General features: G+C 60.7%; 25 protein-coding genes. 10 read left to right on the forward strand and 15 right to left on the reverse strand.

Annotated elements, in window-relative coordinates; translation table 11 throughout:
- Window positions 1-17 precede the first annotated feature (17 nt).
- The 4 genes from ACP7EW_RS22610 (at window position 18) to ACP7EW_RS22625 (ending at window position 3,800) form a co-directional block, all read left to right on the forward strand.
- On the forward strand, window positions 18-1,463 hold the full coding sequence (locus ACP7EW_RS22610) for an MFS transporter (RefSeq protein ID WP_426219857.1): 1,446 nt from the start codon (window positions 18-20) through the stop codon (window positions 1,461-1,463).
- A 142-nt stretch (window positions 1,464-1,605) separates the two neighbouring features.
- Window positions 1,606-2,364 carry an SDR family NAD(P)-dependent oxidoreductase gene (locus tag ACP7EW_RS22615; protein WP_426219859.1) on the forward strand — a complete coding sequence of 253 codons (759 nt, stop codon included), beginning with the start codon at window positions 1,606-1,608 and terminating at the stop codon, window positions 2,362-2,364.
- Window positions 2,365-2,611: 247 nt separating this feature from the next.
- Complete coding sequence (locus ACP7EW_RS22620; RefSeq protein ID WP_061437024.1) at window positions 2,612-2,980, forward strand: hypothetical protein; 369 nt, start codon at window positions 2,612-2,614, stop codon at window positions 2,978-2,980.
- A 172-nt stretch (window positions 2,981-3,152) separates the two neighbouring features.
- Window positions 3,153-3,800, forward strand: coding sequence for a DsbA family oxidoreductase (locus ACP7EW_RS22625; RefSeq protein WP_426219861.1), 648 nt, complete (start codon window positions 3,153-3,155; stop codon window positions 3,798-3,800).
- Here the strand turns inward: ACP7EW_RS22625 and ACP7EW_RS22630 are convergent, their stop codons facing one another.
- Entirely contained in the window at window positions 3,801-4,082 is a 282-nt protein-coding gene (locus ACP7EW_RS22630) for a hypothetical protein (protein ID WP_426219863.1), read from the reverse strand.
- 195 nt (window positions 4,083-4,277) lie between these two features.
- On the opposite strand from ACP7EW_RS22630, the gene ACP7EW_RS22635 reads away from it, so the two are divergent.
- A complete protein-coding gene (locus ACP7EW_RS22635) occupies window positions 4,278-4,751 on the forward strand; it encodes a GFA family protein (protein ID WP_426219865.1) in 474 nt (157 codons plus the stop codon).
- Here ACP7EW_RS22635 and ACP7EW_RS22640 read toward each other — a convergent pair.
- On the reverse strand, window positions 4,723-5,250 hold the full coding sequence (locus ACP7EW_RS22640) for a DinB family protein (protein ID WP_426219867.1): 528 nt from the start codon (window positions 5,248-5,250) through the stop codon (window positions 4,723-4,725). The two genes, ACP7EW_RS22635 and ACP7EW_RS22640, sit on opposite strands and share 29 nt — an antisense overlap.
- Window positions 5,251-5,375: 125 nt before the next feature.
- Between ACP7EW_RS22640 and ACP7EW_RS22645 the strand changes: the two genes are divergently transcribed.
- Window positions 5,376-6,065, forward strand: coding sequence for a tellurite resistance TerB family protein (locus ACP7EW_RS22645; RefSeq protein ID WP_426219869.1), 690 nt, complete (start codon window positions 5,376-5,378; stop codon window positions 6,063-6,065).
- On the opposite strand, the gene ACP7EW_RS22650 is transcribed toward ACP7EW_RS22645, so the two are convergent.
- From ACP7EW_RS22650 to ACP7EW_RS22690, 9 genes are all read right to left on the reverse strand, one after another.
- The gene (locus ACP7EW_RS22650; protein WP_426219871.1) at window positions 6,062-6,883 is read right to left on the reverse strand and encodes a hypothetical protein; all 822 of its coding nucleotides are present in this window, start codon (window positions 6,881-6,883) and stop codon (window positions 6,062-6,064) included. The two genes, ACP7EW_RS22645 and ACP7EW_RS22650, sit on opposite strands and share 4 nt — an antisense overlap.
- Before the next feature lie 18 nt (window positions 6,884-6,901).
- Complete coding sequence (locus ACP7EW_RS22655) at window positions 6,902-7,249, reverse strand: DUF2493 domain-containing protein (protein WP_025999705.1); 348 nt, start codon at window positions 7,247-7,249, stop codon at window positions 6,902-6,904.
- A 65-nt stretch (window positions 7,250-7,314) separates the two neighbouring features.
- Window positions 7,315-10,029 (reverse strand): magnesium-translocating P-type ATPase, encoded by a 2,715-nt coding sequence (mgtA, locus tag ACP7EW_RS22660; RefSeq protein ID WP_426219873.1) that lies wholly within the window; start codon window positions 10,027-10,029, stop codon window positions 7,315-7,317.
- 235 nt (window positions 10,030-10,264) lie between these two features.
- Window positions 10,265-10,558 (reverse strand): hypothetical protein, encoded by a 294-nt coding sequence (locus ACP7EW_RS22665; protein ID WP_016975784.1) that lies wholly within the window; start codon window positions 10,556-10,558, stop codon window positions 10,265-10,267.
- A 318-nt stretch (window positions 10,559-10,876) separates the two neighbouring features.
- On the reverse strand, window positions 10,877-11,488 hold the full coding sequence (locus ACP7EW_RS22670; protein ID WP_426219875.1) for a LysE family transporter: 612 nt from the start codon (window positions 11,486-11,488) through the stop codon (window positions 10,877-10,879).
- Window positions 11,489-11,536: 48 nt separating this feature from the next.
- Window positions 11,537-12,223: an arsenical resistance protein ArsH gene (arsH, locus tag ACP7EW_RS22675; protein WP_426219877.1), complete on the reverse strand. Its 687-nt coding sequence runs from the start codon at window positions 12,221-12,223 to the stop codon at window positions 11,537-11,539.
- 11 nt (window positions 12,224-12,234) lie between these two features.
- Window positions 12,235-12,705 carry an arsenate reductase ArsC gene (locus tag ACP7EW_RS22680; RefSeq protein WP_426219879.1) on the reverse strand — a complete coding sequence of 157 codons (471 nt, stop codon included), beginning with the start codon at window positions 12,703-12,705 and terminating at the stop codon, window positions 12,235-12,237.
- A 2-nt stretch (window positions 12,706-12,707) separates the two neighbouring features.
- Window positions 12,708-13,991 carry an arsenic transporter gene (locus ACP7EW_RS22685; protein ID WP_033902962.1) on the reverse strand — a complete coding sequence of 428 codons (1,284 nt, stop codon included), beginning with the start codon at window positions 13,989-13,991 and terminating at the stop codon, window positions 12,708-12,710.
- A 19-nt stretch (window positions 13,992-14,010) separates the two neighbouring features.
- Window positions 14,011-14,367: a metalloregulator ArsR/SmtB family transcription factor gene (locus tag ACP7EW_RS22690; RefSeq protein ID WP_426219881.1), complete on the reverse strand. Its 357-nt coding sequence runs from the start codon at window positions 14,365-14,367 to the stop codon at window positions 14,011-14,013.
- A 177-nt stretch (window positions 14,368-14,544) separates the two neighbouring features.
- Between ACP7EW_RS22690 and ACP7EW_RS22695 the strand changes: the two genes are divergently transcribed.
- The 4 genes from ACP7EW_RS22695 (at window position 14,545) to ACP7EW_RS22710 (ending at window position 16,360) form a co-directional block, all read left to right on the forward strand.
- Complete coding sequence (locus tag ACP7EW_RS22695; protein ID WP_005788169.1) at window positions 14,545-14,760, forward strand: hypothetical protein; 216 nt, start codon at window positions 14,545-14,547, stop codon at window positions 14,758-14,760.
- A gap of 71 nt (window positions 14,761-14,831) precedes the next feature.
- Complete coding sequence (locus ACP7EW_RS22700; protein WP_038850981.1) at window positions 14,832-15,527, forward strand: AzlC family ABC transporter permease; 696 nt, start codon at window positions 14,832-14,834, stop codon at window positions 15,525-15,527.
- Window positions 15,524-15,835: an AzlD domain-containing protein gene (locus ACP7EW_RS22705; RefSeq protein ID WP_426219883.1), complete on the forward strand. Its 312-nt coding sequence runs from the start codon at window positions 15,524-15,526 to the stop codon at window positions 15,833-15,835. The genes ACP7EW_RS22700 and ACP7EW_RS22705 overlap by 4 nt, the downstream gene beginning before the upstream one ends.
- 171 nt (window positions 15,836-16,006) lie before the next feature.
- Window positions 16,007-16,360 carry a hypothetical protein gene (locus tag ACP7EW_RS22710; RefSeq protein WP_177075005.1) on the forward strand — a complete coding sequence of 118 codons (354 nt, stop codon included), beginning with the start codon at window positions 16,007-16,009 and terminating at the stop codon, window positions 16,358-16,360.
- Window positions 16,361-16,506: 146 nt separating this feature from the next.
- Here the strand turns inward: ACP7EW_RS22710 and ACP7EW_RS22715 are convergent, their stop codons facing one another.
- The 4 genes from ACP7EW_RS22715 to modC form a co-directional block, all read right to left on the reverse strand.
- A complete protein-coding gene (locus tag ACP7EW_RS22715) occupies window positions 16,507-17,211 on the reverse strand; it encodes a YoaK family protein (RefSeq protein ID WP_426219885.1) in 705 nt (234 codons plus the stop codon).
- A 69-nt stretch (window positions 17,212-17,280) separates the two neighbouring features.
- The gene (locus tag ACP7EW_RS22720; RefSeq protein ID WP_426219887.1) at window positions 17,281-18,903 is read right to left on the reverse strand and encodes an ATP-binding cassette domain-containing protein; all 1,623 of its coding nucleotides are present in this window, start codon (window positions 18,901-18,903) and stop codon (window positions 17,281-17,283) included.
- A 124-nt stretch (window positions 18,904-19,027) separates the two neighbouring features.
- On the reverse strand, window positions 19,028-20,065 hold the full coding sequence (locus tag ACP7EW_RS22725) for a DNA topoisomerase IB (RefSeq protein WP_426219889.1): 1,038 nt from the start codon (window positions 20,063-20,065) through the stop codon (window positions 19,028-19,030).
- A 78-nt stretch (window positions 20,066-20,143) separates the two neighbouring features.
- Window positions 20,144-21,223 carry a molybdenum ABC transporter ATP-binding protein gene (modC, locus tag ACP7EW_RS22730; RefSeq protein WP_426219891.1) on the reverse strand — a complete coding sequence of 360 codons (1,080 nt, stop codon included), beginning with the start codon at window positions 21,221-21,223 and terminating at the stop codon, window positions 20,144-20,146.
- Window positions 21,224-21,228: the final 5 nt, after the last annotated feature.

The raw sequence follows: 21,228 nt of genomic DNA on the forward strand, positions 1-21,228 counted from the left end.
GTGTAGGGAGTATGTCCATGTTGCGCACTGCTATTTCCCAGCCTGACCCACGCCGCTGGGCGATGTTTGCGGTTTTGCTGGTCGGCGCGTTCCTGCCGCCGCTGGATTTTTTTATCGTCAATGTCGCACTGCCGTCGATCCGCGACGCGTTGGGCGGCTCGGCCTCCGCCGAGCAGCTAGTCATTTCCTCGTATGCCGCGCTGTATGCAGTGACACTGATCACCGGAGGACGGCTTGGGGACCTCTACGGAAGAGGCCGCGTGTTTCTTTGCGGCCTGGTGGGTTTTGCGGCGGCATCAGTGCTGTGCGGTTTTGCCGGGTCGCCCTGGGTGTTGGTCGCCGGACGCGCCTTGCAGGGCGTTACGGCCGCCGTGATGGCCCCGCAGGCGCTGGCGTCGGTGCAGGCGATTTTTCCCGAGTCGGAAAAGCCGCTCGCGCTCAGTTTATACGGTGCTGTCTTCGGCCTGGCCTCCGTGATCGGCCAGGCCTTGGGAGGCATCTTGATTTCCCTCGATCCCATGGGTTTGGGCTGGCGGGCGATTTTCCTGGTCAACTTGCCGGTGGCGGCACTGGTCGTGCTGTTTGGCATTCCCCTGCTGAAGGACGTGAAATTACGTCATACCACGCAATTGGACCTCGGCGGCATGGCGTTGTCGGTTGCCTGCCTTGGCGCGCTCATCGTACCGTTGACCGTGGGCAGGGAAGCAGGCTGGCCGTGGTGGTCGTGGTTGTCGCTGCTTGCCGTACCGGTATTGGCGCGGTTGTTCTGGCGCTATGAAACTCACCTGAGCCGTTCCGGCGGCGTGCCGCTGATTGCGCCCGCCGCGTTGACCGCCCCCAGGTTGGGCCGCGCACTGCTGGTTGCATTGCTGTTTTACTCAATTGGCGTGTTCTTTCTGTTGTTTTCGGTATACCTGCAGCAGGCGTTGCACACCTCTGCGCTGAGCGCCGGCTTGGTGTTCCTGCCATTTGGCGCAGGGTTCCTGGTCGGCCCCCTGTTGACCCCGTTGGGGCGGCGCATACTCGGCGGCTATGTCAATCCGCTCGGCATGGCGCTGGAGTCCATCGGGTTGCTTGCGCTGGTCTGGCTCATCGCTGCGACACCCGTCGGTGCGCCACTGGCGCCGGTGGGGCTGGGAGCGACTCTGTTTGTGATTGGCCTGGGGCAAGGGCTGGCCCTGCCGACGTTGATGCGCATGGTCACCGGCAGCGTTGCGCCGGCCTATTCGGGCATGATTGCCGGCATCGCCAGTTCGACCCTGCAAGTCAGCACGGCCCTCAGCGTCGCCGTAATTGGCGGGGTGTTCTATACCGTTCTCGGTTCGCGCACCGATCCAGCCGCGATCACTCACGCCTTCATCGTTGCGAACCTGTGCATTGCCGTTTGCCTGGCCGCAGGTGCCGGCTTGGGCGTTACGCTCGCTTGGCGACCCGCTGGCTATACACCTGGGCTGGAAACTTGAGCCTAACCCGGCCGCGCGTAGTACTGCAGGTGACCAGCGGGTTTTTTCACTGCACAAAAATGTACGAGCAATGTTCATTTATGCCAGTGCCGCGTTTTCCTGCTCCCTCGCACAATGGGTCTCCAATCGTGAGGAGTCAGATATGTCAGGTAAATTCAGTGGTCAGGTTGCCGTCGTCACCGGCGGCTCCACGGGGATCGGCTTTGCGATGGCGCACGCCTTGATTGCCGAGGGGGCCAAGCGCGTCTACATCACAGCCCGGTCAGCCGGTGCCCTGGAGGCAGCGGTTGCCCGGTTGGGCGACAAGGCCGTCGCGGTGCTCTCCGATGTTACCCGCCAAGCGGATCTCGACAAGCTCAAGGCAATGATTGAAGCACAGCACGATCAGGTCGATGCAGTGTTCGCGAACGCAGGGATCTGCGAAAAAAACCCCGTGGGCGAAACCAGCGAGTCCACCTACTACAACGTGTTTGACATCAATGTGAAGGGCGTCTTCTTCAGTGTCCAAACCTTACTGCCGCTGATGAAAGACGGTGCGTCCATCGTTCTGACCGCCTCGATCTGTTCAAGCAACGGCATGGAAGGGCTGAGCCTGTACAACGCCTCCAAGGCAGCCGTGCGCTCCTTTGCCCGTACTTGGGCGAATGAACTCAAGGGCCGCAAAATTCGTGCAAATGTCGTCAGCCCAGGTTTTACCCGCACCCCGATTCAGGACAATGGGTTGAAGATGAGCGCGCACGAAATCGCCGCGCTGCGCCAACACGTCGAGCAGATCACGCCGCTGGGCTATATGGCTGAGCCTGAAGAGATTGCCACTTCGGCATTGTTCCTGGCCTCGGCCGATGCCAAGTACGTCAACGGAGTGGAACTGATGGTGGACGGAGGCCTGTCGCAAATCTAGAGACCCGATAAACCCTGAGCAGCCTCACAAGAGGCTGCTTAGTACGTCTCAGGTCGCGGTGCCCCCGCAGAAACATTGACCAGCCTGTTACAACAAGTCGTTAGCTGTGACTTCAAGAATCAGTCGAGGCGTGTACGAATTTGCGCTCAAAAAATCAGGATGCTTCAGACGCGAGCTTTGCTTCCATATGACCTCTGCCGAATTGTTAAATCTTAGGCTCCCAGATAGGTAGATGAGGGTACTGCTCATGAGTGAAGATCTGCTCAAATCATTCTCTAAAGAGGTCATGCAAAACGGGCCGGAGTCGACCCTGCCTTGTAACTTGAGCGACCAGTGGCTGGAGGTGTTATCCGCGCAGATGGAGGATTTTTTCGAAAATGATTCAGATGAGTGCCTGTCACTCCCCTTGATGGCCGTACTTCACATCCTGTTCGCGAAAAATGAAGGGGCGGCGATTTCGGAAACGCACGACAGGCTTTTTGATCATCTTTGCAACTATCGGATAGAGCTGGGGTTGGAAGAGATCAGGCGCAAAACCCATGTGAGTGTAGAGCCCGCCAATTTGGAAAGCATATTAACCAATCGCAGCGTGGCCTTTAAGCAATCGGCAAACTGATTACACTGAAGTACAAATGAAGTGCCTGCCCCTGTATTTATTCATCCGGTACAACCTCCTAGAGTTCTTCCCATTCGCCGCTCTGTCATCCCGGCAGGGCGCGAATTGGAGAATTACTGATGCCCTTGTTCAAAACCATCGAATGGCGCAATAACCTGTTGGAGTCCCTATCGTGACTCGCACCGTGAGCATCGAGTTCGTGTCGGATGTGATGTGCCCTTGGTGTGCACTCGGCGCTTTAGCGCTGCAACAGGCCATCGCGAACCTGGCGGGCGAAGTTGCCGTGGAGCTGACCTTCAAACCCTTCGAGCTGAACCCGGACATGCCGCCTGAGGGCGAAAACGCTCTCGAACACATGATGCGTAAATATGGCCGAACCTTGGCCGAAGTCGCCGCGCGTAATGTCAAGGTGATCGACCGCGGTAACGCCTTGGGCTTCACGTTCGACTTGGCGAAGCGTACGCACTTCTACAACTCCTTTGACGCCCACCGTCTGTTGTATTGGTCGGTGGCGCAGGGTCGCCAAGTTGCACTGAAGCACCTTCTGTTCAAGGCGCATTTCAGTGATGGGGAAAATATCAGTAGCCACGACACCTTAGTGCGTCTTGCTGGTGAGGCGGGGCTCTCCACGGCACGCGCTCAAGGGGTGCTGGACAGTGGGGAGTTCGCCGTTGAAGTCCGTGAGCTTGAAGATTTTTACCGCAGTCGCGGGATCAACGCTGTCCCGGCTATGGTACTGAATGGGCGTCACCTGGTGGCTGGCTCACAGTCCGTCGAGGAATACGAACAAGCCATCAGGCAAATTGCGGTTGCGCCGTGATTACACGAACGGCTGACCGCTGAACCCGCGTGGCAAACGCTGCAAACCAGGCAAGTCGGTAAGACGCTGCGTCCACGCGGTGCGCCAGTCAACGTGGGTCTGAGTCTTGGCTTTTCGATTGGCGCGGCGGGCGGCGTTGCGCTGGGTGCGGCGCGCCTCTTTATAGGCATCGGTATTGCGACAGGTACGGCATTTGACCCGGTTCAGCTCGGTGCTGGAGGGGAGGTTGGTGCCGTGGTGGCCACAGGCCAAGTGACCTGCAACCTTGAAGTGAATGACCATGTCAGCGTCTCCTTCTTGGGGGTACGCACATCGGTAGACTCACAATGCGCGCGGGGAGGGCGGGGCTGTAAAACCTCGACACCTAGGGTTACGACCCCAACGCTGAGACAGCGTTCGGTTTTCGCCCAGGGCCTGTTCAAGCCTGGCACCTGAAGCTAACCTGCCAAGCCACCCATCAAGAATAAGGAAGCAATGATGAGCGTCGAGACCCTGCCATACGAGGGCAGTTGCCGTTGTGAGCGTGTGCGCTTCACCGTGAGTGCTGCCCCGGTGATCACCATGGCTTGCCACTGCACCGGCTGCCAGAAGATGTCTTCCAGTGCGTTCTCACTGAGCGCATTGATTCCCGCCAGCGGTTTCACGGTCATCCAGGGTTGCCCTGTGATCGGCGGTATGCAGGGCGTGGATCGCCACTATTTCTGCCCCCATTGCATGAGCTGGTTGTTCACCCGGCCCCACGGCATCGATGAGTTCGTCAACGTGCGCGCCGCCTTGCTGGATAACGCCAGCGGTTACGTGCCTTACATGGAGACCTGGACGCGCGAGAAGCTGCCTTGGGCCTCCACTCCGGCGGTGGAAAGCTTTGCGCAGCTGCCCGAGCCTCAGGAATTTCCGCGCTTGATGCAGGCCTACGCCGAGTTCAGTCGATCAGCGCCAGCAAGTCCGTAGTGCCCACATCCAAGCCTGCCTGGGTCAGCAAGGTCGTGGCCTGGCCCCGGTGGTGGGTTTGGTGATTGAAGAAATGTACGAGCAGGCTGAAGAAGTCCTTATCGGCCGTGACGCCGCGCATATTGCTGTAATGCAGGCGATGGTCCAGGTCGGTCTCCTGCACGGTGTGGCTCCAATCGACAATCAATTGATCCAGCCAGGTGCGATGGGCTGCCAGCTGGCGTATATCCGCGAAGGCCAGATGCTTGAGATCAGCAGGCGTAGCAACAGCCTGCATCGGAACCAGTGCTGAAAAACCTGCTGGATGCTGCGCAAAACGCTTGAGCCAGACGGTATCGCCCAGCACCAGGTGGTTCAGGGTGCCGAGGATCGAGCCGAAAAACGCCTGTCGGTCCATCGCCAGCTCCGTGTCCGTCAATGTCAGGGCCGCGTCATAGAGCTTGCGGTTCATCCACTGGTTGTAATTCGCCATCAGTGCGATGTGCTCAGTCCGGTTCACTTGGGTTTTCTCTCGAAGTCGCGATAGCGTCATGATAGGCCGGGACCGCCCGGCGGTCATGGTGTTCCGGCAAGGTCGGGCTATGGTTGATAGACGCCAACACTGCGCCCTCGGAGGGTGACACCATGAACACCAGCGATTTACTCGAACAACTCCTGCGCGCCGGGCAAGGCGGCAGTGCGTCATCCGGCGGACTGGGTGGACTGCTGGGTGGGTTACTGAAGGGCGCCGGCACAGGCAATGCATCAGCCGGTGGCGGTCTGGGTGGTTTATTGGGAGGGCTGGGTGGCATGTTGGGTGGCGCCACGGGCACTCGTCCCGCTCAAGGGCGTTCCGGCGGGATGAACTACGCTGCGTTGGCCTCACTCGGTATGGCGGCATTCCAGGCCTACCAAGCCTGGCAACGCCAGCAGGCCACTGCGCCGCAGCAAGCCTTCCAGACAGTAGACCAGCTCGACGGCCCCGCAGCCGAAGCCCACAGCCATGCGGTATTACGTGCCTTGATTGCCGCCGCGAAAGCCGATGGGCGCATTGATGAGCAAGAACAGGCGCTGATTTCCAGTGAGCTGGGCCGCCATACCGACGACCCGCAACTGCAACAGTGGCTCGACGCCGAAGTCGCCAAGCCCTTGGATGCCGCGGATTTCGCCGAGTTCGCCAGCGACCCGGCTGTGGCGGCCGAGGTGTACCTGGCCAGTGTGATGTTGGTGGACGATCAGCAGGACGCCGAGCGTAACTATCTGGATGACCTGGCAGGGCAGCTGCAAATCGACCCGCAATTGCAACTGCACCTGGAACAACAAGCCAAGGCCTAGAATCGCAGTGTGGCACCGGTGGTGAGCCATTGCGCGCGCTCACCGATCAGGCTGCGCCCGACCACCAGGTCCACGTCGACAAACTCGCCGACATGAAACCTGGGCCCGGCCTGCCATGCCTGATCGCCGCCATCCTGGCCGTAACGTTCGGCGATCACGGTCAACGAATGGGCCACGTGGTACTCAAGGCCAGTGCCCCAGGTCAGGCGGTGTTTTTGGTCGCCATCGTTGTAGGCGTGGGACCAACCGGCATTCAGGTTCAACCGCAAGGGCTCCAGCGGTTGCCACGTCAACGGGATGTTGAAGTCGGCGCCATCGAAGCCGTGCTGACGGTCGAGTGCAAAATGCGCACCGGCCGACACGGCCATTTCCAGCCCCAGGTCTTCCCGCGACAGCACTTGTGCCTTGACCTGTGGGTTCACCTGGGTTTCGCCCTTGTCTGCGCTGGTGGCACGGGACAGGGCTGCGCCCCATTGCACCGAAGGCAACGCAGCAAAGGTGCAGGCGGGCGACAGCGTTTCAGTGTGGGTACTACCCTCGTGGCGGTTGGCAGTGTGCCAGGCGTCCACATTGCATTCGCCCGGCGCATTGATCGCGCCGTCATCGACCACGTACGAACCTCCGGCCGCATTGGCCTTGGACAGCAAGGCAATCGCCAACAGGATGCCCAGGGTCAGCCCGATAAAGATCAGGTTACGTTGCAACGCGCGACGCTTGGCCGGTGGCAGCAACAACAGAGTATGACGCGCACCTCGGTAGTGACGCGCACGGTATTTGGCGAACCCGTCCTGGCGTGGTGGGGTGTGTTTTTTGTGCATGATGCACCTCGCATGAATTCAGCTTTCTACGGTCAGCACCGAAATGCCGCTGGCTTTGGCCTGGCAGACCAGCTCAGAGGTGTCGTCCCCGCCGGGCAGGGCGATGACTACATCTGGGCGGCTGTCGGTCAGCATGAAATGGTTGCGCTGGCGTTCCGCCTGCTTGCCGTGGCGTTGCCAGTTGGGCGGGTAGCGCACCACGTCGATGCCCAGTTCCCGCGCCCATTCCTCGACGTCGCTGCCGAGGAATTGGTTGCCGCCGTGGATCAATACCTGCACCGGGCGCAGGCGATGGTAAGCGTCCAGCACTTGGCGGGACATTTTGGTGTCGGCGTAATGACGACCTGCACAGATCAAGACGCGCATAGGGTGATTCCTTGTGTTGCACGGTGGCGGCCGGGCGACCGCCACCGTTTAAACGGCGGGGGAGATCAGTACCACTGCTTGAAGCGGCGGATGTAGATCGTCTTCATCAGTTGGGCCACGCAGCAGTAGCTGAGCAGGGTTCCCACCAGCCATGGGAAGTACGCCAGCGGCAGCGGTTGCAGGCCGACCAGGGTGCCCAGTGGCGAGAACGGCACGTAGATCCCCAGCACGATCACCACACAGGTCATCATCAACACCGGCCACGCGGCGATGCTCTGGAAGAACGGGATCTTGCGGGTCCGCAGCATGTGCACGACCAGGGTTTGCGAGAGCAGCCCCTCGATGAACCAGCCGGACTGGAACAGGGTCTGCACTTCCACACTGTTGGCCGCGAACACGTACCACATCAGCGCAAAGGTGGTGATGTCGAAGATCGACGAGGTCGGCCCGATCCAGATCATGAACCGGCCGATGTTCTTCGCATCCCACTTACGCGGCTTGGCCAGGTACTCCTTGTCCATCTTGTCCCACGGCAAAGCCAGCTGGGAGATGTCGTACATCAGGTTCTGCAGCAACAGGTGAATCGACAGCATCGGCAGGAATGGGATGAATGCACTGGCCACCAGCACCGAGAACACGTTGCCGAAGTTGGAGCTGGCGGTCATGTTCAGGTACTTCATGATATTGCCGAAGGTTTCGCGGCCCTTGAGCACGCCTTCTTCCAGCACCATCAGGCTCTTTTCCAGCAGGATGATGTCGGCCGATTCCTTGGCGATATCGGTGGCCGTGTCGACCGAGATACCCACGTCGGCGTCGCGCAGTGCCGGTGCATCGTTGATCCCATCACCCAGGAAACCCACAGTGTGGCCGTTGGCTTGCAGCGCCTTGAGCACGCGTGACTTCTGCAGTGGTGTCAGCTTGGCGAACACGGTGCGTTCTTCCACACGGCGCAGCAGCGTGGCATCGTCCATGGCTTCGATTTCAGCCCCCAGCAGCGGCTGGCCTGGATCGAGACCGACCTGGCGGCAGATCTTGCTGGTGACCACGGCGTTGTCGCCGGTCAGTACCTTGATCGCCACGCCGGTCTGTTGCAGTGCCGCAATCGCAGGGCCGGCAGTTTCCTTCGGTGGATCAAGGAAGGTCAGGAAGCCCTGGATCACCAGGTTGCGCTCATCGGCAGTGGTGTACTGCTGACGTGCCATGGATTTAGGAATGTGGCGGGTGGCGACCACCAGCACACGGAACCCGTCTTCGTTGTAGTCGTTGGCAATCGCGAGCAGTTCTTCACGGCGACGATCATCCAGCGGCACGGCGGCGCCGGCCTCCATGACGTGAGTGGAAATGCTCAGCATCTCTTCCACAGCGCCTTTGCACACCAGCAGTTGGTCGTCGGCGGCATCCTTGACCACGATCGACAGGCGACGACGCACGAAGTCGAACGGCAATTCATCGATCTTGCTGTAGGCGAACGGCACCTTGAACTTCGGGTTCTGCTCCGAAAACTCCACCACCGCCTGGTCCATCAGGTTCTTCATGCCGCTCTGGTGATGGCTGTTGAGCCAGGCCAGGGACAGCACCGCATCATCACGCTGGCCAAAGGCGTTGACGTGATGTTCGAGGATGATTTTGTCCTGGGTCAGGGTGCCGGTCTTGTCGGTGCACAGCACGTCCATCGAACCGAAGTTCTGGATCGCGTTGAGGCGCTTGACCACCACTTTGCGCTTGGCCATGGCGGTGGCGCCCTTGGCCAGGTTGGCGCTGACGATCATCGGCAGCATTTCCGGAGTGAGGCCGACGGCCACCGCCAGGGCAAACAGGAACGCATCGCCCCAGTCGCCCTTGGAGAAGCCGTTGAGCAGGAACACAATCGGCACCATCACCAGCATGAAACGGATCAGCAACCAGCTGACGCTGTTTACCCCACGGTCGAACGCGGTTTGCACCCGCGAACCGACAATTGCCTTGGCCAGGGAGCCAAAGTAGGTGCGCGGCCCGGTGGCGACTACCACCGCTTTTGCACGGCCACTGACCACGTTGGTGCCCATGAAGCAGATGTTCGGCAGGTCCAGCAGGTTGCCCTGGTCGGCCACCACCGGTCCGGCGGATTTCTGCGTGACATTACCCAGGGTGTCGTACTTTTCCACCGGCAAGGCTTCGCCGGTCAGTACGGCCTGGCTGATGAACAGGTCGCGGGATTCGATCAGGCGGATGTCCGCCGGGATCATGTCGCCGGCCGACAGCTGCACGATATCGCCGGCCACCAGTTCGCGCATCGGCACTTCGCGCAGGGTCGGTTGCGAACCCACTTGCTCACGGCGCAACACGGTGGCCGTGGTGCGAACCATGGCTTTCAGGGCTTCGGCAGATTTGGCCGAACGGTGTTCCTGCCAGAAGCGCAGCAGGCTGCTGAGCATCACCATGGTCATGATGATGATCACTTTGGTCGGGTCAGCGTCTTCGCCTTCCTGCATCGGCAGCCAGCAGTCGGTGAAGAAGCTGATGCCGCCCAGGGTCAACAACACATAAATGAACGGGTTATTCAGTGCGTGCAGGAACTGGACGATGGCGTGAGGCGGCTTGTCGTGGGCGACTTCGTTGTAGCCTTCGCGTTGCAGGCGAGCGGAAGCGTCCAGTTCGGTCAGGCCGTCCTGGGTGGCACGTACGTTCGCCAGGGTGGCCGACAGGCCGTTGTGGGCTTCGCGGGCGGCACGCATCGACAGTTTGGTGTCGGCGTCGGTGCCATTCTTTTTGTGCAGAGGCGTGTTTTTTACGGCGCTCATTGTCTGTACTCCTGTCGCCAATTTTCGACAAAACATACCCGGTACTTACCTGAAGACAGGCGAGCGAAAGCATGCCGAGTCGCTAACTTCGCGATCGGTTTAAATAAGGTATTCACATAACTTCTATATCGCCCGCTTACAGCACGTTAGTTAACTAGCGCGCAGCGGGCTACTACTGGACGTGTTCATAAAGAACTCCAGAATATGGATCAGGAAGTTGCTGTTTCCAGCCGGGTCAGGCGGCGCGAGCGCTCACATAAAGACCGAGCATCAAGCTGGCCTGTGCCAGGCTGGAAACCTTGGGTCTCTGCGGGTCTTGAGGGTCGGCGTGATCCCAGTGCTGCACCAGTTGGCCGCTTTCCGGGCAGATACGCCAATGCGCCAGCGGGTAGGCTGGGCGCACTTGAGGGGAGGGTGCAGCAAACGCTGAGCGGGTAGGGGAAAAGCCTACGGGCTCACGGCACAGTTTGGCGCGCAGGGCGGCCGCTAGTGTGCGTACATCAGGCAAAACAAGGGCTTGGAAGGTCATAACACACCTCGGGACCGGACAGGCGACCGGCGAGGCAGTTACGGTGGAGCATCGAGCTCTAGCGCAGCTTACCGGACCGGGGAGGCGAGTCCTGTCATATTCTGGGTTTGGCGCCCGATGCCCGCGTAAGCGGTGCTCGGACAGCGACTAGATACTGTGTCCATTGGCTTCTTTTGTGAGGTTTAAAAAAGGCCCCAGTTGCAGGCACGGGCAATCTACTCAGACGGTTACAAAATGTCAACGCATGATTAATTAAAGTGTCCGGTGTTCAGAGTTCATTCAGATAATCGGCATTCGAAAGTGAGTGGGTATATAACTTTAGATACCCTGTGCGGCCAGAACGGCCAGATAGATCAATACCACGCCGCAGGTGCCATAACTGATACGTTGCCACAACGGTGATGCGTTCTGGCGCAGCAAATTGACCAGCGCAGCGAGCAGAAAGCACGACAGCACTGACGCCAGCATGAAGCCGGCAAAGAACATCAGCGTCTGCCCGTGGCTGGGCGTGGTGCCGACGATGCCCGACAACGCGCTGCCCAGCGCGCCCCAGTAGACGATATTCTTCGGGTTGGCCAGGGAGATCGCTGCCCCGGTGGCCAATGCGTTTTGCCGAGTGCTGGCGGGTGCATCGTCTGACTCAGGTAGCTTCCAGGCGTCGATCAGGCTGCGAATGCCGAGCCAGGCCAGGTACACCGCACAGACCACCGTCAGCGGCACGCGCACGGCATCATGTTGGATCAGCAAAGCGATCCCGGTCAGGCCGATCACTGCCCACACCGCATCGCCCACCAGTGAGCCAAACTGCACCAGCAGGGCCGGTGTGAAGCCGTGCAGCAAGCCACGGCGCAAAGTCTCTGCCAACACCGCGCCGGGTGAGAGGCAGAACACAAAACCGAATACCAGTGCGTAAAAGAAGATGGTCAGCATGCCCGCGTCCTTTCAGGAAAGTGCGTGAGCATACGCTGGCAGACGGGCTCAAATCGACCGTTGATTGACGCGCTGCGAGAGTTCGTCGGCGCTTTCCTTGCGCTCCGAATAGCGGTCCACCAGGTCCGGGCGTTCGCGCAGCAGCAAGGTGAACTTCACCAGTTCCTCCATTACATCGACCACGCGGTCGTACAGGGCGGAAGGTTTCATGCGGTCCTGATCGTCGAACTCCAGGAAGGCCTTGGGCACCGAGGATTGATTGGGGATGGTGAACATGCGCATCCAGCGCCCCAGCACGCGCAACTGATTAACCGTATTGAAGGACTGGGAGCCGCCGGACACCTGCATCACCGCCAGGGTTTTACCTTGGGTCGGGCGCACCGCGCCAAGGGCCAGCGGCACCCAGTCGAGCTGTGCCTTGAACACCGCTGACATTGAACCGTGGCGCTCGGGCGAGCACCACACCTGGCCTTCGGACCACTGCATCAGTTCCAGCAGCTCTTGTACCTTGGGGTGATCGCTGGGGGCGTCATCCGGCAGTGGTAAACCGCTGGGGTTGAAGATGCGCGTTTGCGCGCCGAAGTGCTGCAACAGGCGCGCGGCTTCTTCCACCAGCAAGCGGCTGAACGAGCGCTCCCGGGTCGATCCGTAGAGCAGCAGGATGCGCGGTGGTTGAGCCGCGCCGTGCGCGTTTGACGGGAACAGCGACAGGTCCAGGTTGGGCAGGGTGGTCATGGAGCCTCCGATTACAGCTCGGCAATTCGAGCGAGTTCTGCCTTGAGTTCAGTTGGGCTGAGCTCGGCAAACGGCAGGATAAAAAACGCCCTGCAGCGAGTGGCAATGGTCTTCAGCGTGGCGTCGAATGCCGCCTGCACGCTCGCGTCGTCGCCCTGTACATCCGATGGGTCTTCCAACCCCCAGTGCGCTTTTACCGCTGGCCCGAAATACACCGGGCACGCTTCGCCGGCCGCCTTGTCGCACACGGTAATCACCACGTCCGGCGGGCTGCCTTCGAATGCATCGTTGCCTTTGCTGTACAAGCCTTCGGTGCTGATACCGGCGGCCTGCAAGGTGTTCAGGCTGCGCGGCAGGACCTGGCCCTTGGGAAAGCTGCCGGAGCTGATCGCCTCGAAACCTTCCGGCGCCAGGTGATTGAACATCGCTTCGGACAAGATGCTGCGGCAGCTGTTGGCGGTACACATGAACAGGACTTTCATCGTTAGATACTCAGTCGCAAGGCAAGGGCGGCGAGGGTGATCAACAGCACCGGCAAGGTCAGCACAATGCCGACCTTGAAGTAGTAGCCCCAGGTGATGGTGATGCCTTTGCGCGCCAGGATGTGCAGCCACAGCAAGGTAGCGAGGCTGCCGATAGGGGTGATTTTCGGGCCCAGGTCGCTGCCGATCACGTTGGCGTAGATCATCGCGTCCTTGACCACGCCCACGGCATGGCTGGACTCGATGGACAGCGCCCCGATCAACACCGTCGGCAGGTTGTTCATCGCCGATGACAGCAGTGCTGTCAGCACGCCGGTCCCCATGGCCGCGCCCCACACGCCGTAAGTGGCGAAGGTGTCGAGCCAGGTGGCCAGGTAGGTGGTGAGGCCGGCATTACGCAAGCCGTAGACCACCAGGTACATGCCGAGCGAAAAGATCACAATTTGCCACGGCGCTTCTTTCAGCACTTTACGCGTGGAGATCTTGTGGCCCTTGGCGGCGATCACCAGCAGGAGCACGGCGCACACGGCGGAAATCGCGCTGATCGGAATGCCCAGTGGTTCCAGGGCAAAGCAGCCTACCAGCAGGATGCCGAGCACCCACCAGCCGGCGCGGAAAGTCGCGCGGTCGTGGATGGCACTGGCAGGGTCTGCGAGGTCGGCGGGGTCGTAGGTCTGCGGGATATCACGGCGGAAGAACCACAGCAGCACCGCCAGTGTGGCCGCGACGCTGACGAAGTTCACCGGCACCATCACGGCGGCGTATTCGTTGAAGCCGATCTTGAAGTAATCCGCCGAGACGATGTTCACCAGGTTCGAGACCACCAGCGGCAGGCTCGCCGTGTCGGCGATAAAGCCTGCGCCCATGACGAACGCCAGGGTGGCCGCCGGGGAAAAGCGCAGCGCCAGCAGCATCGACATTACGATGGGCGTGAGGATCAGTGCCGCGCCGTCGTTGGCGAACAGCGCCGAGACCAAGGCGCCGAGCAGCACCATATAGGCAAACAAGCGTCGGCCACGTCCACGACCCCAGCGTGCGACGTGGAGTGCGGTCCAGGCGAAGAAGCCGGCTTCGTCAAGCAACAGGCTGATGATGATCAGCGCGACAAAGGTCCCCGTGGCATTCCAGATGATGTGCCACACCACGGGAATGTCAGCCAGGCTGATCACGCCGCAGGCCAGGGCCAGGATCGCGCCCATCGTGGCGCTCCAGCCAACGCCCAGACCCTTGGGTTGCCAGATGACCAGGACGATGGTGAAGATAAAAATGGCAATTGCGACAAGCATGAATAAAGGCTCCGATGGCTCAGCAGCAAGTGCTGGCCCGTTGTGGTCTGTCGCCCATTGCATCAAGACGCTGTGCGTCGCTGTGCAACCATGGCTGGTTGGCTTGCAAGGTGGTGTGCAGCACCTGCGTCACCCACTCGGGCAACGCGGGGTTGATGCGGTAGTAGATCCACTGACCCTGACGACGGTCCTGCAGCAACCCGCAGTTGCGCAGTTGCGCCAGGTGCCGGGAGATTTTCGGCTGGCTGTCGTCCAAGGCATGGATCAGTTCGCACACGCAAAGTTCGCCTTCACGCAGGATCAGTAATGTCAGGCGGGCACGGGTGGCATCGGCCAGGCATTTGAAGAGAGTGGGCGGGGAGAGGGAGTCCGACATGGCCAAGGCCTTTGTATATATGGTTATCCGAATATACGTATTTCCATATATATCAGTCAAACCCTGTTTCAATTGATATGGATCAAATGCCTTGAAATCCGCCACAAGTGTTTGAAATTAAAATGAAACACGAATGTCCTAAAGTGCCTGCCCATTGCTGATGAAGGAAGACCCCGCGTGACCCGTGCCACTCGTAACCTGCGCAAGACCCTCGATTCCGTCGCGGAAAACAACGAAACCGCTGCGTTCGACCTGATGCGCGCCGTCGAAAAACTCGGTGATGAAGTGCTGCGCCAGCGTCTGCTCAATACCATTCACAGGCTCAACCAGGATGCCTATGAGTTGCGCGAAGCGCGTGATTCGGTGGAGCAGGTGTCGGTCAGGCTCGCCTGAGCAAGATCGTTCAAGACAAGCCCGTTGTTGCGCTGGCATGCTTGTCGACTGTCTGTCGATGAGCCGTTTCCATGCCTACTGCCTTACCTCATTACGCCTTCGCTCGCGGCGCCATTGCCGTTATTCCCTTGTCCCTGGCCTGCGCGCCTTGGGGCCTGCTGGCCGGTTCCATGGCCATCGACGCGCAATTCAGCCCGTTGGAAGCCCAGGGCTTATCCGCCATCGTGTTTGCCGGTGCCGCGCAACTGGTTGCCATCGGCATGGTCAAGAGTGGCGCCAGCCTGATTTCCATCGTGCTGACCACCTTGCTGCTGACCTCCCAGCATCTGCTGTATGGCATGCACCTGCGGCCGATCCTTTCTCCCCTCAAGACCCGCTGGCGTATCAGCCTGGGCTTTTTGTTGACCGACGAATTCTTCGCACTGGTCAGCCACTATGACCGCGAGACCTTTAACCGTTGGTATGCGTTGGGCGTCGGGCTGACGTTCTACATCGCCTGGAACCTGTTCACCCTGGCGGGCATTGTGCTCGGCAAAAGCATTCCCGGCCTTGATCAACTGGGCCTGGAGTTTTCCATTGCCGCCACCTTCATCGCGTTGATCACGCCGGTGGTGCGGGATATTCCCACGGTGGTCTGCGTGGCGGTTTCACTGCTGTTTTCGGTGTGGTTGAGCTTCCTGCACTGGGAATCGGCGGTGGTGGTGTCCGGCCTGCTGGGCATGAGCGCGGGTTACGCCTGCAAGCGATTGGGAGTAGGGCAGCCATGATCTTCCTGATGATTGTGATAATGGGCCTCGCGGTCTTTCTCAACCGTTACCTGTTTATCGAGCCGCGCCTGCCGGTGCGTCTCAACCGGGGCGCGCGGGAGTTTCTCGGGTTTGCCGTGCCCGGCATGCTCACGGCGATTTGCGGGCCGATCATTTTCCTGGCGGACCATCATCTGAACCTCAGTCCGGCCAACCCCTACCTGTTGGCGGGTATCAGCGCAGTGGGGCTGATGTTCTGGACGCGCAATGTGCTGCTCACCGTGTTGCTGAGCATGGTGGTGTTCTATCTGTTTCGCTGGTTGCTCTGAGCCCAGGCGAAAAAAAGCCCGCGGGAGAGCGGGCCGAAGGGAGACTTCTAAAAATGAGCGTCGCCACTATAGGCGGCGCCTGCTCTCTTTACAGTGAAACAAAGTTCATCCAGCCGTCAGTAGTGCCTGTGGCAATGGTACAGTCGCGTTTTTTTCCAACGGAGCAATGGCATGCACAAGGTGGTAATTGGCGCACTGGTATTGGCGGCCCTGGCCGGTTGCGCGGGTTCGAAGATGAAAGAAGCGCGCGCAGGCACGCCCTACAAAACCCTGGCTTCGGACAAGGCCACCCTGGTTGTTGCCGAATGCGTGCAGTTCGGCTGGCAGGACGAAAGCGTGTTTGGCGTTGATGCCGGCGGCTTCAAGGAGCCGATAGCGGCGGGCGGCTACACCGTCTACACCACCGCTGGCGATTACTTTGTCGATGTGCAAAACGCGGGTGCCGGCTCCTCTATCAAGTACTACGCCGCAGAAGACAACATGCCCGCCAAGCGTCGTTTGGCTGCACTCGCGACCTGCCTGTAATCCATTGCCTTAGAAGATTTAGGAAATGCCTGGCACGACAGCCGCCGGGCATTAGCTTATGATTCACCCGCTCGCCCGACATGATGGCTCTTTACCAGTACACGGACGTCGAGGCCTAAACGTCGGGCGAGCATCCCTCCTTTTCTTCAACGCGGCATGTAACCCAGGTGCCAGCGACGGGGAATCTTCAGTGACAGCAACCCCAACAACCCCGCCACTACCCCGCTGACCATCAGCGCCTTCAAGCCCATCTGCTGCTCCAGCAGCGCGCCAATCACCGCGCCCACGAACATGCCGGTCCATGGGATCAACTGCACGCGCCAGCCCGTGCGCCGTTCTCCGAGCATCCAGCGCCCCAGCCCACGGCCAAAGCGTGACAGTGCGCCAGTGACGTAAGTCAGCCCTACGGGGAGTCCGTTGACCTCTTCCACTGCCGCATTCAGCATGCCCATCGCAATGATCGCCGCCAGCAGCGCGAGCAGTGTGTCAGTGAAAGGCAGCCATGCCGCGCCGCACAACAAGGCCGCAATACACAGCAGCAAAGGCAGGGCATGACGACGGCTGAGTCGACTGACCAGCACACCCAGTGCGTTACCGACCACAAATGTTGCTACTAGCAACAACAGCCGCCCGGTCAGCCCAAGCTCTCCCGCGCTGATCGCCACTGCCAGGCGCGTGGTGTTGCCGCTCATGAATGAAACGAAGTCGCCGCTCGCCATGAAGCCGATGGCATCGGTCATCCCCGCCAGTACTGAAAGGCTGGCCACCAGCATCAGCCCGACCCGGCCACGCCAGCGCTGTCGATGGGCGAGTGCAGCATTGGCGTAAGGCTTGCGGGGCGAAGGCAGCATAGGACCGGGTTCCTCGGTGAGATTATCCGGCCACTACCGTATGACGCTTTATGCACACGTGCAATGACCTCAGACAGGCTCCAGCGACCAACCTGTGGGGTGCCAATCCAGGAAATGGGTAGGCCTGATCGATCGGATGAACGCCGCGTCATGGGACACCACCACCATCGCCCCATTGAAACCTTGCAGCGCCTGCTCGAAAGCCATCACCGACTCCAGGTCCAGATGGTTGGTCGGTTCGTCCAGTAACAGCAGTTGCGCCGGCACTTCGCGCCACAAGGCAATCGCCATCGCGGCTTTCAAGCGTTCGCCGCCACTGAGTTGCCCGGTGGGTTGGGTGACGCGCAAGGCATCCAGTTGCAGCAACGCCAGGCGCGTGCGCAGTTGGGCTTCGGCCAGGGATGTATCGAGCAGGTTGAGCTGTTCAACGATGGAGCGTTGATCGTCCAGCAGCGTAAGGTGTTGATCGATGTAGGCGCAGGGCAGAAACACGCTGCATTCACCCGCGACGACCTGCCATTGACCGGCCAGTACCTTCAACAACGAGGACTTGCCGCAGCCGTTGGGCCCACGCACGGCGACGCGCACCGGACCTGTAAGATGCACATTCAGGCAGGTCGACGGCAGCCACGGTAACTGTGCGTTCACCAACGACAGCACTTGTCGCCCGTTGGGCACCGCTGAGGCGGGCAATGCCAACAAGGTCGGCGTTTCATCTTCGACCCGTTCATAAGCCTGGCGCACCTGGGCATCCAGTTCGTGTTTATGCTGCCCATGCGCGCTACGCACGGTGCTGACGATCTCGGTGGCGGCACCTTTCCAGCGCGCCTTGGTGAAGCGGTCGACGTTGGCGGTTTCTGCCTGCTTGCGTGAGCGCGCGGCGTGGCGTTGCAGGCTGTCGTGGTCTTTTTGCAGGCGCCGCCGTTCGCGGCTGCGCTCCAGGCGTGCATGGTCGAGCGCGGCGATGGCGGCCTGTTGTTCGGCATCGCGCTGCAGGCGATAGGCATCGTAGTTGCCGCCATAGACGTTTACGCCGAGGGGCGACAGTTCAATGATGCGCGCCATGGCGTTGAGCAATTGCCGATCATGGCTGACCACCACCAGGCCACCCCGCCAAGCGCTGAGCACACGCAGCAGCCAGGCGCGGCCTTCGCTGTCGAGGTGGTTGGTGGGCTCATCGAGTACCAGCAACGGCGGCGCGGCCAGCAGCGCACCGATGATCGCGACCCTGGCCAACTGGCCGCCGCTGAGTTGGTCGGCAGGGGTATCAAAGGACAGCTGCGCCAGCCCCGCGCCATCCAGGGCACTGCGCAAGCGTTCGGCCAGGTCCCAACGGTCATCGATCAGTTCCAGGTCTTCGATCCGTGCGGCGCCTCGCACCATGCGTTCAAGGGCGGCCAATATCACGGCGGTGCCGGTGAGATCGGCGACCGTCTCCCCTGGCGCAGCCGTGATGCTCTGTGCCACGTAGATCACACGGCCAGGGCCATTCAGCGATCCGGAGGAGGGTGGCAGCAGCCCCGCGATCAACCGGGCGAGAATGCTTTTGCCGCGACCATTGCGCCCCACAATGCCGGTGGGTGTGTGATCGATGGACAGGGTCAGGTCATCCAGCAAGGTCTCGCCATTGGCGAACTGGAAACTCAAGTGTTGCAGGGAAACAAGGACGGGCGGCCGGTTGACGTCAGTCATCAGCACCTCCAAAAAAATGTCGGACAGGCCAACAAGCGCGCCAGGCGGCTCGTTGCAGATACATTTTGGAAGGCTTAGTGGTTCACGTCGGCGGTCGTCCTGCGGATCAGAAGGGAGGCAAAGCCTAACCCGTCTTGGCTTTTTTCGGCAAGTGCGCCGCCAGTTGCTCAAGAAACATCGCCAAGGCCACTTCTTCGGCCTTGAGCCCTTTGCGGATGCGCGGCTTGGGCAGCTTGGAGAGTTCGCCGAGGCTGAAATGCTCCAGCACGGCAGGGTGGATGTAGCACTTGCGGCACACCGCAGGGGTGTTGCCAAGCTGTTTGGCGACATCCTTGACCATCGACACAACATGCCTTTTGGCATCGGACTCAGGCTGCCACTCCAACTCCCGCAACACGGCCAGCGCCATGGCAGTGCCGGCCCAGGTGCGGTAGTCCTTGGCGGTGAAATCGGCGCCGGTGAGGCTGTGCAGGTAGTCATTCACGTCGTGAGAGCTGACGGTGTGCCGCTCGCCGTCTTCATCCAGGTACTGGAACAGGTTCTGGCCCGGCAATTCCAGGCAGCGTTTGACCACGGTTGCCAGTCGCCGGTCTTTAACGCTGATTTGGTGCTCGACGCCGCTCTTGCCGCGGAACTGAAACTTGATTTCGCTGCCTTTGACATCCACATGGCGGGTGCGCAGGGTGGTCAATCCATAGGACTTGTTGTCGCGGGCGTACTGGGTATTACCGACGCGGATCAGCGTAGCGTCGAGCAGCGTCACCACGGTGGCCAGCACCTTTTCGCGGGTAAATCCGGGTTCGGCGATTTGCGCTTCCAGCTGCTTGCGCAGCTTGGGCAGAGCATTGCCGAATTCTTGCAGCCGCGAGTACTTGTCGGTGTCCCGCACTTCGCGCCAGCGCGGGTGATAACGGTATTGCTTGCGCCCACGGGCGTCGCGGCCGGTGGCCTGCAGGTGGCCGCGCGGGTCGGCGCAGATCCACACATCGGTGTAGGCCGGCGGGACGGCTAGGGCATTGAGGCGCTTGATCTCGTCGGCATCCGTGATGCGCTCACCCTTGGGGTCGAAATACTGGAACTTGCCCCGCAGCGTCTTGCGGCGGATGCCGGGCTGGGTGTCGTCAACGTAATGCAGGTCGCGGGGTAGCGCAGAGTCGGGCATGAGGCGGGTTCCTTGGCAACAAATCAGGCCGGTATGTCTGATGGACCGCAGCGGTGTGCGGTCGTGCCAAAAGGTTGCTTACGCCAACACCGCGACGGCCTTGATTTGCGCCCAGAGACGCTGGCCGGGGTGCAGTTGCAGTTGGTCGCGGGAGAACCGCGTGATGCGCGCCAGCAACGGCGTCCCACCCGCGTCCAGTCGCACCAGCACGTGGGCGTTATTGTCCGCCGAAATCTCCTGGGTAACCGTCACCGGCAAGCGGTTGAGGATGCTGCTGTGCTCCTCCGCTTGCAGGCTGAGGCTCACATCCCGCGCCTGCACCTTGATACGCAACGCTTTGCCCACGGCCAGCGGTGCATGGGCCACACGCATATGCAAGGCGCTGGTGGGCAGTCGCAGGGTGAGCAACTGATAGTGATCGTCGTAGGCGCTGACCGCGCCGTTGATCACCACCCCGGCATCGTCTCCCAGCGCCAGGGGCAGGTCGAGCCGCGCCAGGGTTTCGCCGATGGGGCCGCTGGCCAGGGCCTTGCCGTCGCTGAGCAAGACGATGTGGTCGGCCAGGCGCGCTACTTCATCCTGGGCATGGCTGACGTACAGCACCGGGATATCCAGTTCATCGTGCAGGCGTTCGAGGTACGGCAGGATCTCGCCTTTGCGCTGGCTATCGAGAGCGGCCAGGGGTTCGTCCATCAATAACAAGCTGGGGCTGGTGAGCAAGGCGCGGGCGATGCCGATGCGCTGGCGCTCGCCGCCGGAAAGGTGCTGGGGATGGCGATCGAGCAGGTGGCCGATGCCCAGCAACTCGGTGGCATGGGCCATATCCACACGGCGCTGCTGACGAGCAATACGCTTGAGGCCGAACTCCAGGTTGGCCCGCACCGACAGATGAGGGAACAGGCTGGCTTCCTGAAACACGTAGCCCAGGCCGCGTTTATGCGGCGGTACGAACAACCTGTTGCGACTGTCTTGCCAGACTTCATCATTGATCTGGATAAAACCGTCTTCGGCGCGCTCCAGCCCGGCGATGCAACGCAGGCACGTGGTCTTGCCGGAGCCGGAATGCCCATACAGCGCCGTCACACCGCGACCGGGCAAGTGCAAGTCCACATCCAGGGCAAAGCCCGAGTACTCAAGTTTCAGGCGTACATCAATCATCGGCA

Origin of the sequence: Pseudomonas sp. DWRC2-2 (assembly GCF_049897885.1) — a bacterium.
GTDB lineage: Bacteria > Pseudomonadota > Gammaproteobacteria > Pseudomonadales > Pseudomonadaceae > Aquipseudomonas > Aquipseudomonas azotoformans_A.

Coding starts and splice junctions, on each gene's coding strand:
- ACP7EW_RS22610 (WP_426219857.1), top strand. CDS start 18: ATGTTGCGCACTGCTATTTCCCAGCCTGACCCACGCCGCTGGGCGATG.
- ACP7EW_RS22615 (WP_426219859.1), top strand. CDS start 1,606: ATGTCAGGTAAATTCAGTGGTCAGGTTGCCGTCGTCACCGGCGGCTCC.
- ACP7EW_RS22620 (WP_061437024.1), top strand. CDS start 2,612: ATGAGTGAAGATCTGCTCAAATCATTCTCTAAAGAGGTCATGCAAAAC.
- ACP7EW_RS22630 (WP_426219863.1), bottom strand. CDS start 4,082: ATGGTCATTCACTTCAAGGTTGCAGGTCACTTGGCCTGTGGCCACCAC.
- ACP7EW_RS22635 (WP_426219865.1), top strand. CDS start 4,278: ATGAGCGTCGAGACCCTGCCATACGAGGGCAGTTGCCGTTGTGAGCGT.
- ACP7EW_RS22645 (WP_426219869.1), top strand. CDS start 5,376: ATGAACACCAGCGATTTACTCGAACAACTCCTGCGCGCCGGGCAAGGC.
- ACP7EW_RS22650 (WP_426219871.1), bottom strand. CDS start 6,883: ATGCACAAAAAACACACCCCACCACGCCAGGACGGGTTCGCCAAATAC.
- ACP7EW_RS22655 (WP_025999705.1), bottom strand. CDS start 7,249: ATGCGCGTCTTGATCTGTGCAGGTCGTCATTACGCCGACACCAAAATG.
- mgtA (WP_426219873.1), bottom strand. CDS start 10,029: ATGAGCGCCGTAAAAAACACGCCTCTGCACAAAAAGAATGGCACCGAC.
- ACP7EW_RS22665 (WP_016975784.1), bottom strand. CDS start 10,558: ATGACCTTCCAAGCCCTTGTTTTGCCTGATGTACGCACACTAGCGGCC.
- ACP7EW_RS22670 (WP_426219875.1), bottom strand. CDS start 11,488: ATGCTGACCATCTTCTTTTACGCACTGGTATTCGGTTTTGTGTTCTGC.
- arsH (WP_426219877.1), bottom strand. CDS start 12,223: ATGACCACCCTGCCCAACCTGGACCTGTCGCTGTTCCCGTCAAACGCG.
- ACP7EW_RS22680 (WP_426219879.1), bottom strand. CDS start 12,705: ATGAAAGTCCTGTTCATGTGTACCGCCAACAGCTGCCGCAGCATCTTG.
- ACP7EW_RS22685 (WP_033902962.1), bottom strand. CDS start 13,991: ATGCTTGTCGCAATTGCCATTTTTATCTTCACCATCGTCCTGGTCATC.
- ACP7EW_RS22690 (WP_426219881.1), bottom strand. CDS start 14,367: ATGTCGGACTCCCTCTCCCCGCCCACTCTCTTCAAATGCCTGGCCGAT.
- ACP7EW_RS22700 (WP_038850981.1), top strand. CDS start 14,832: ATGCCTACTGCCTTACCTCATTACGCCTTCGCTCGCGGCGCCATTGCC.
- ACP7EW_RS22705 (WP_426219883.1), top strand. CDS start 15,524: ATGATCTTCCTGATGATTGTGATAATGGGCCTCGCGGTCTTTCTCAAC.
- ACP7EW_RS22710 (WP_177075005.1), top strand. CDS start 16,007: ATGCACAAGGTGGTAATTGGCGCACTGGTATTGGCGGCCCTGGCCGGT.
- ACP7EW_RS22715 (WP_426219885.1), bottom strand. CDS start 17,211: ATGCTGCCTTCGCCCCGCAAGCCTTACGCCAATGCTGCACTCGCCCAT.
- ACP7EW_RS22720 (WP_426219887.1), bottom strand. CDS start 18,903: ATGACTGACGTCAACCGGCCGCCCGTCCTTGTTTCCCTGCAACACTTG.
- ACP7EW_RS22725 (WP_426219889.1), bottom strand. CDS start 20,065: ATGCCCGACTCTGCGCTACCCCGCGACCTGCATTACGTTGACGACACC.
- modC (WP_426219891.1), bottom strand. CDS start 21,223: ATGATTGATGTACGCCTGAAACTTGAGTACTCGGGCTTTGCCCTGGAT.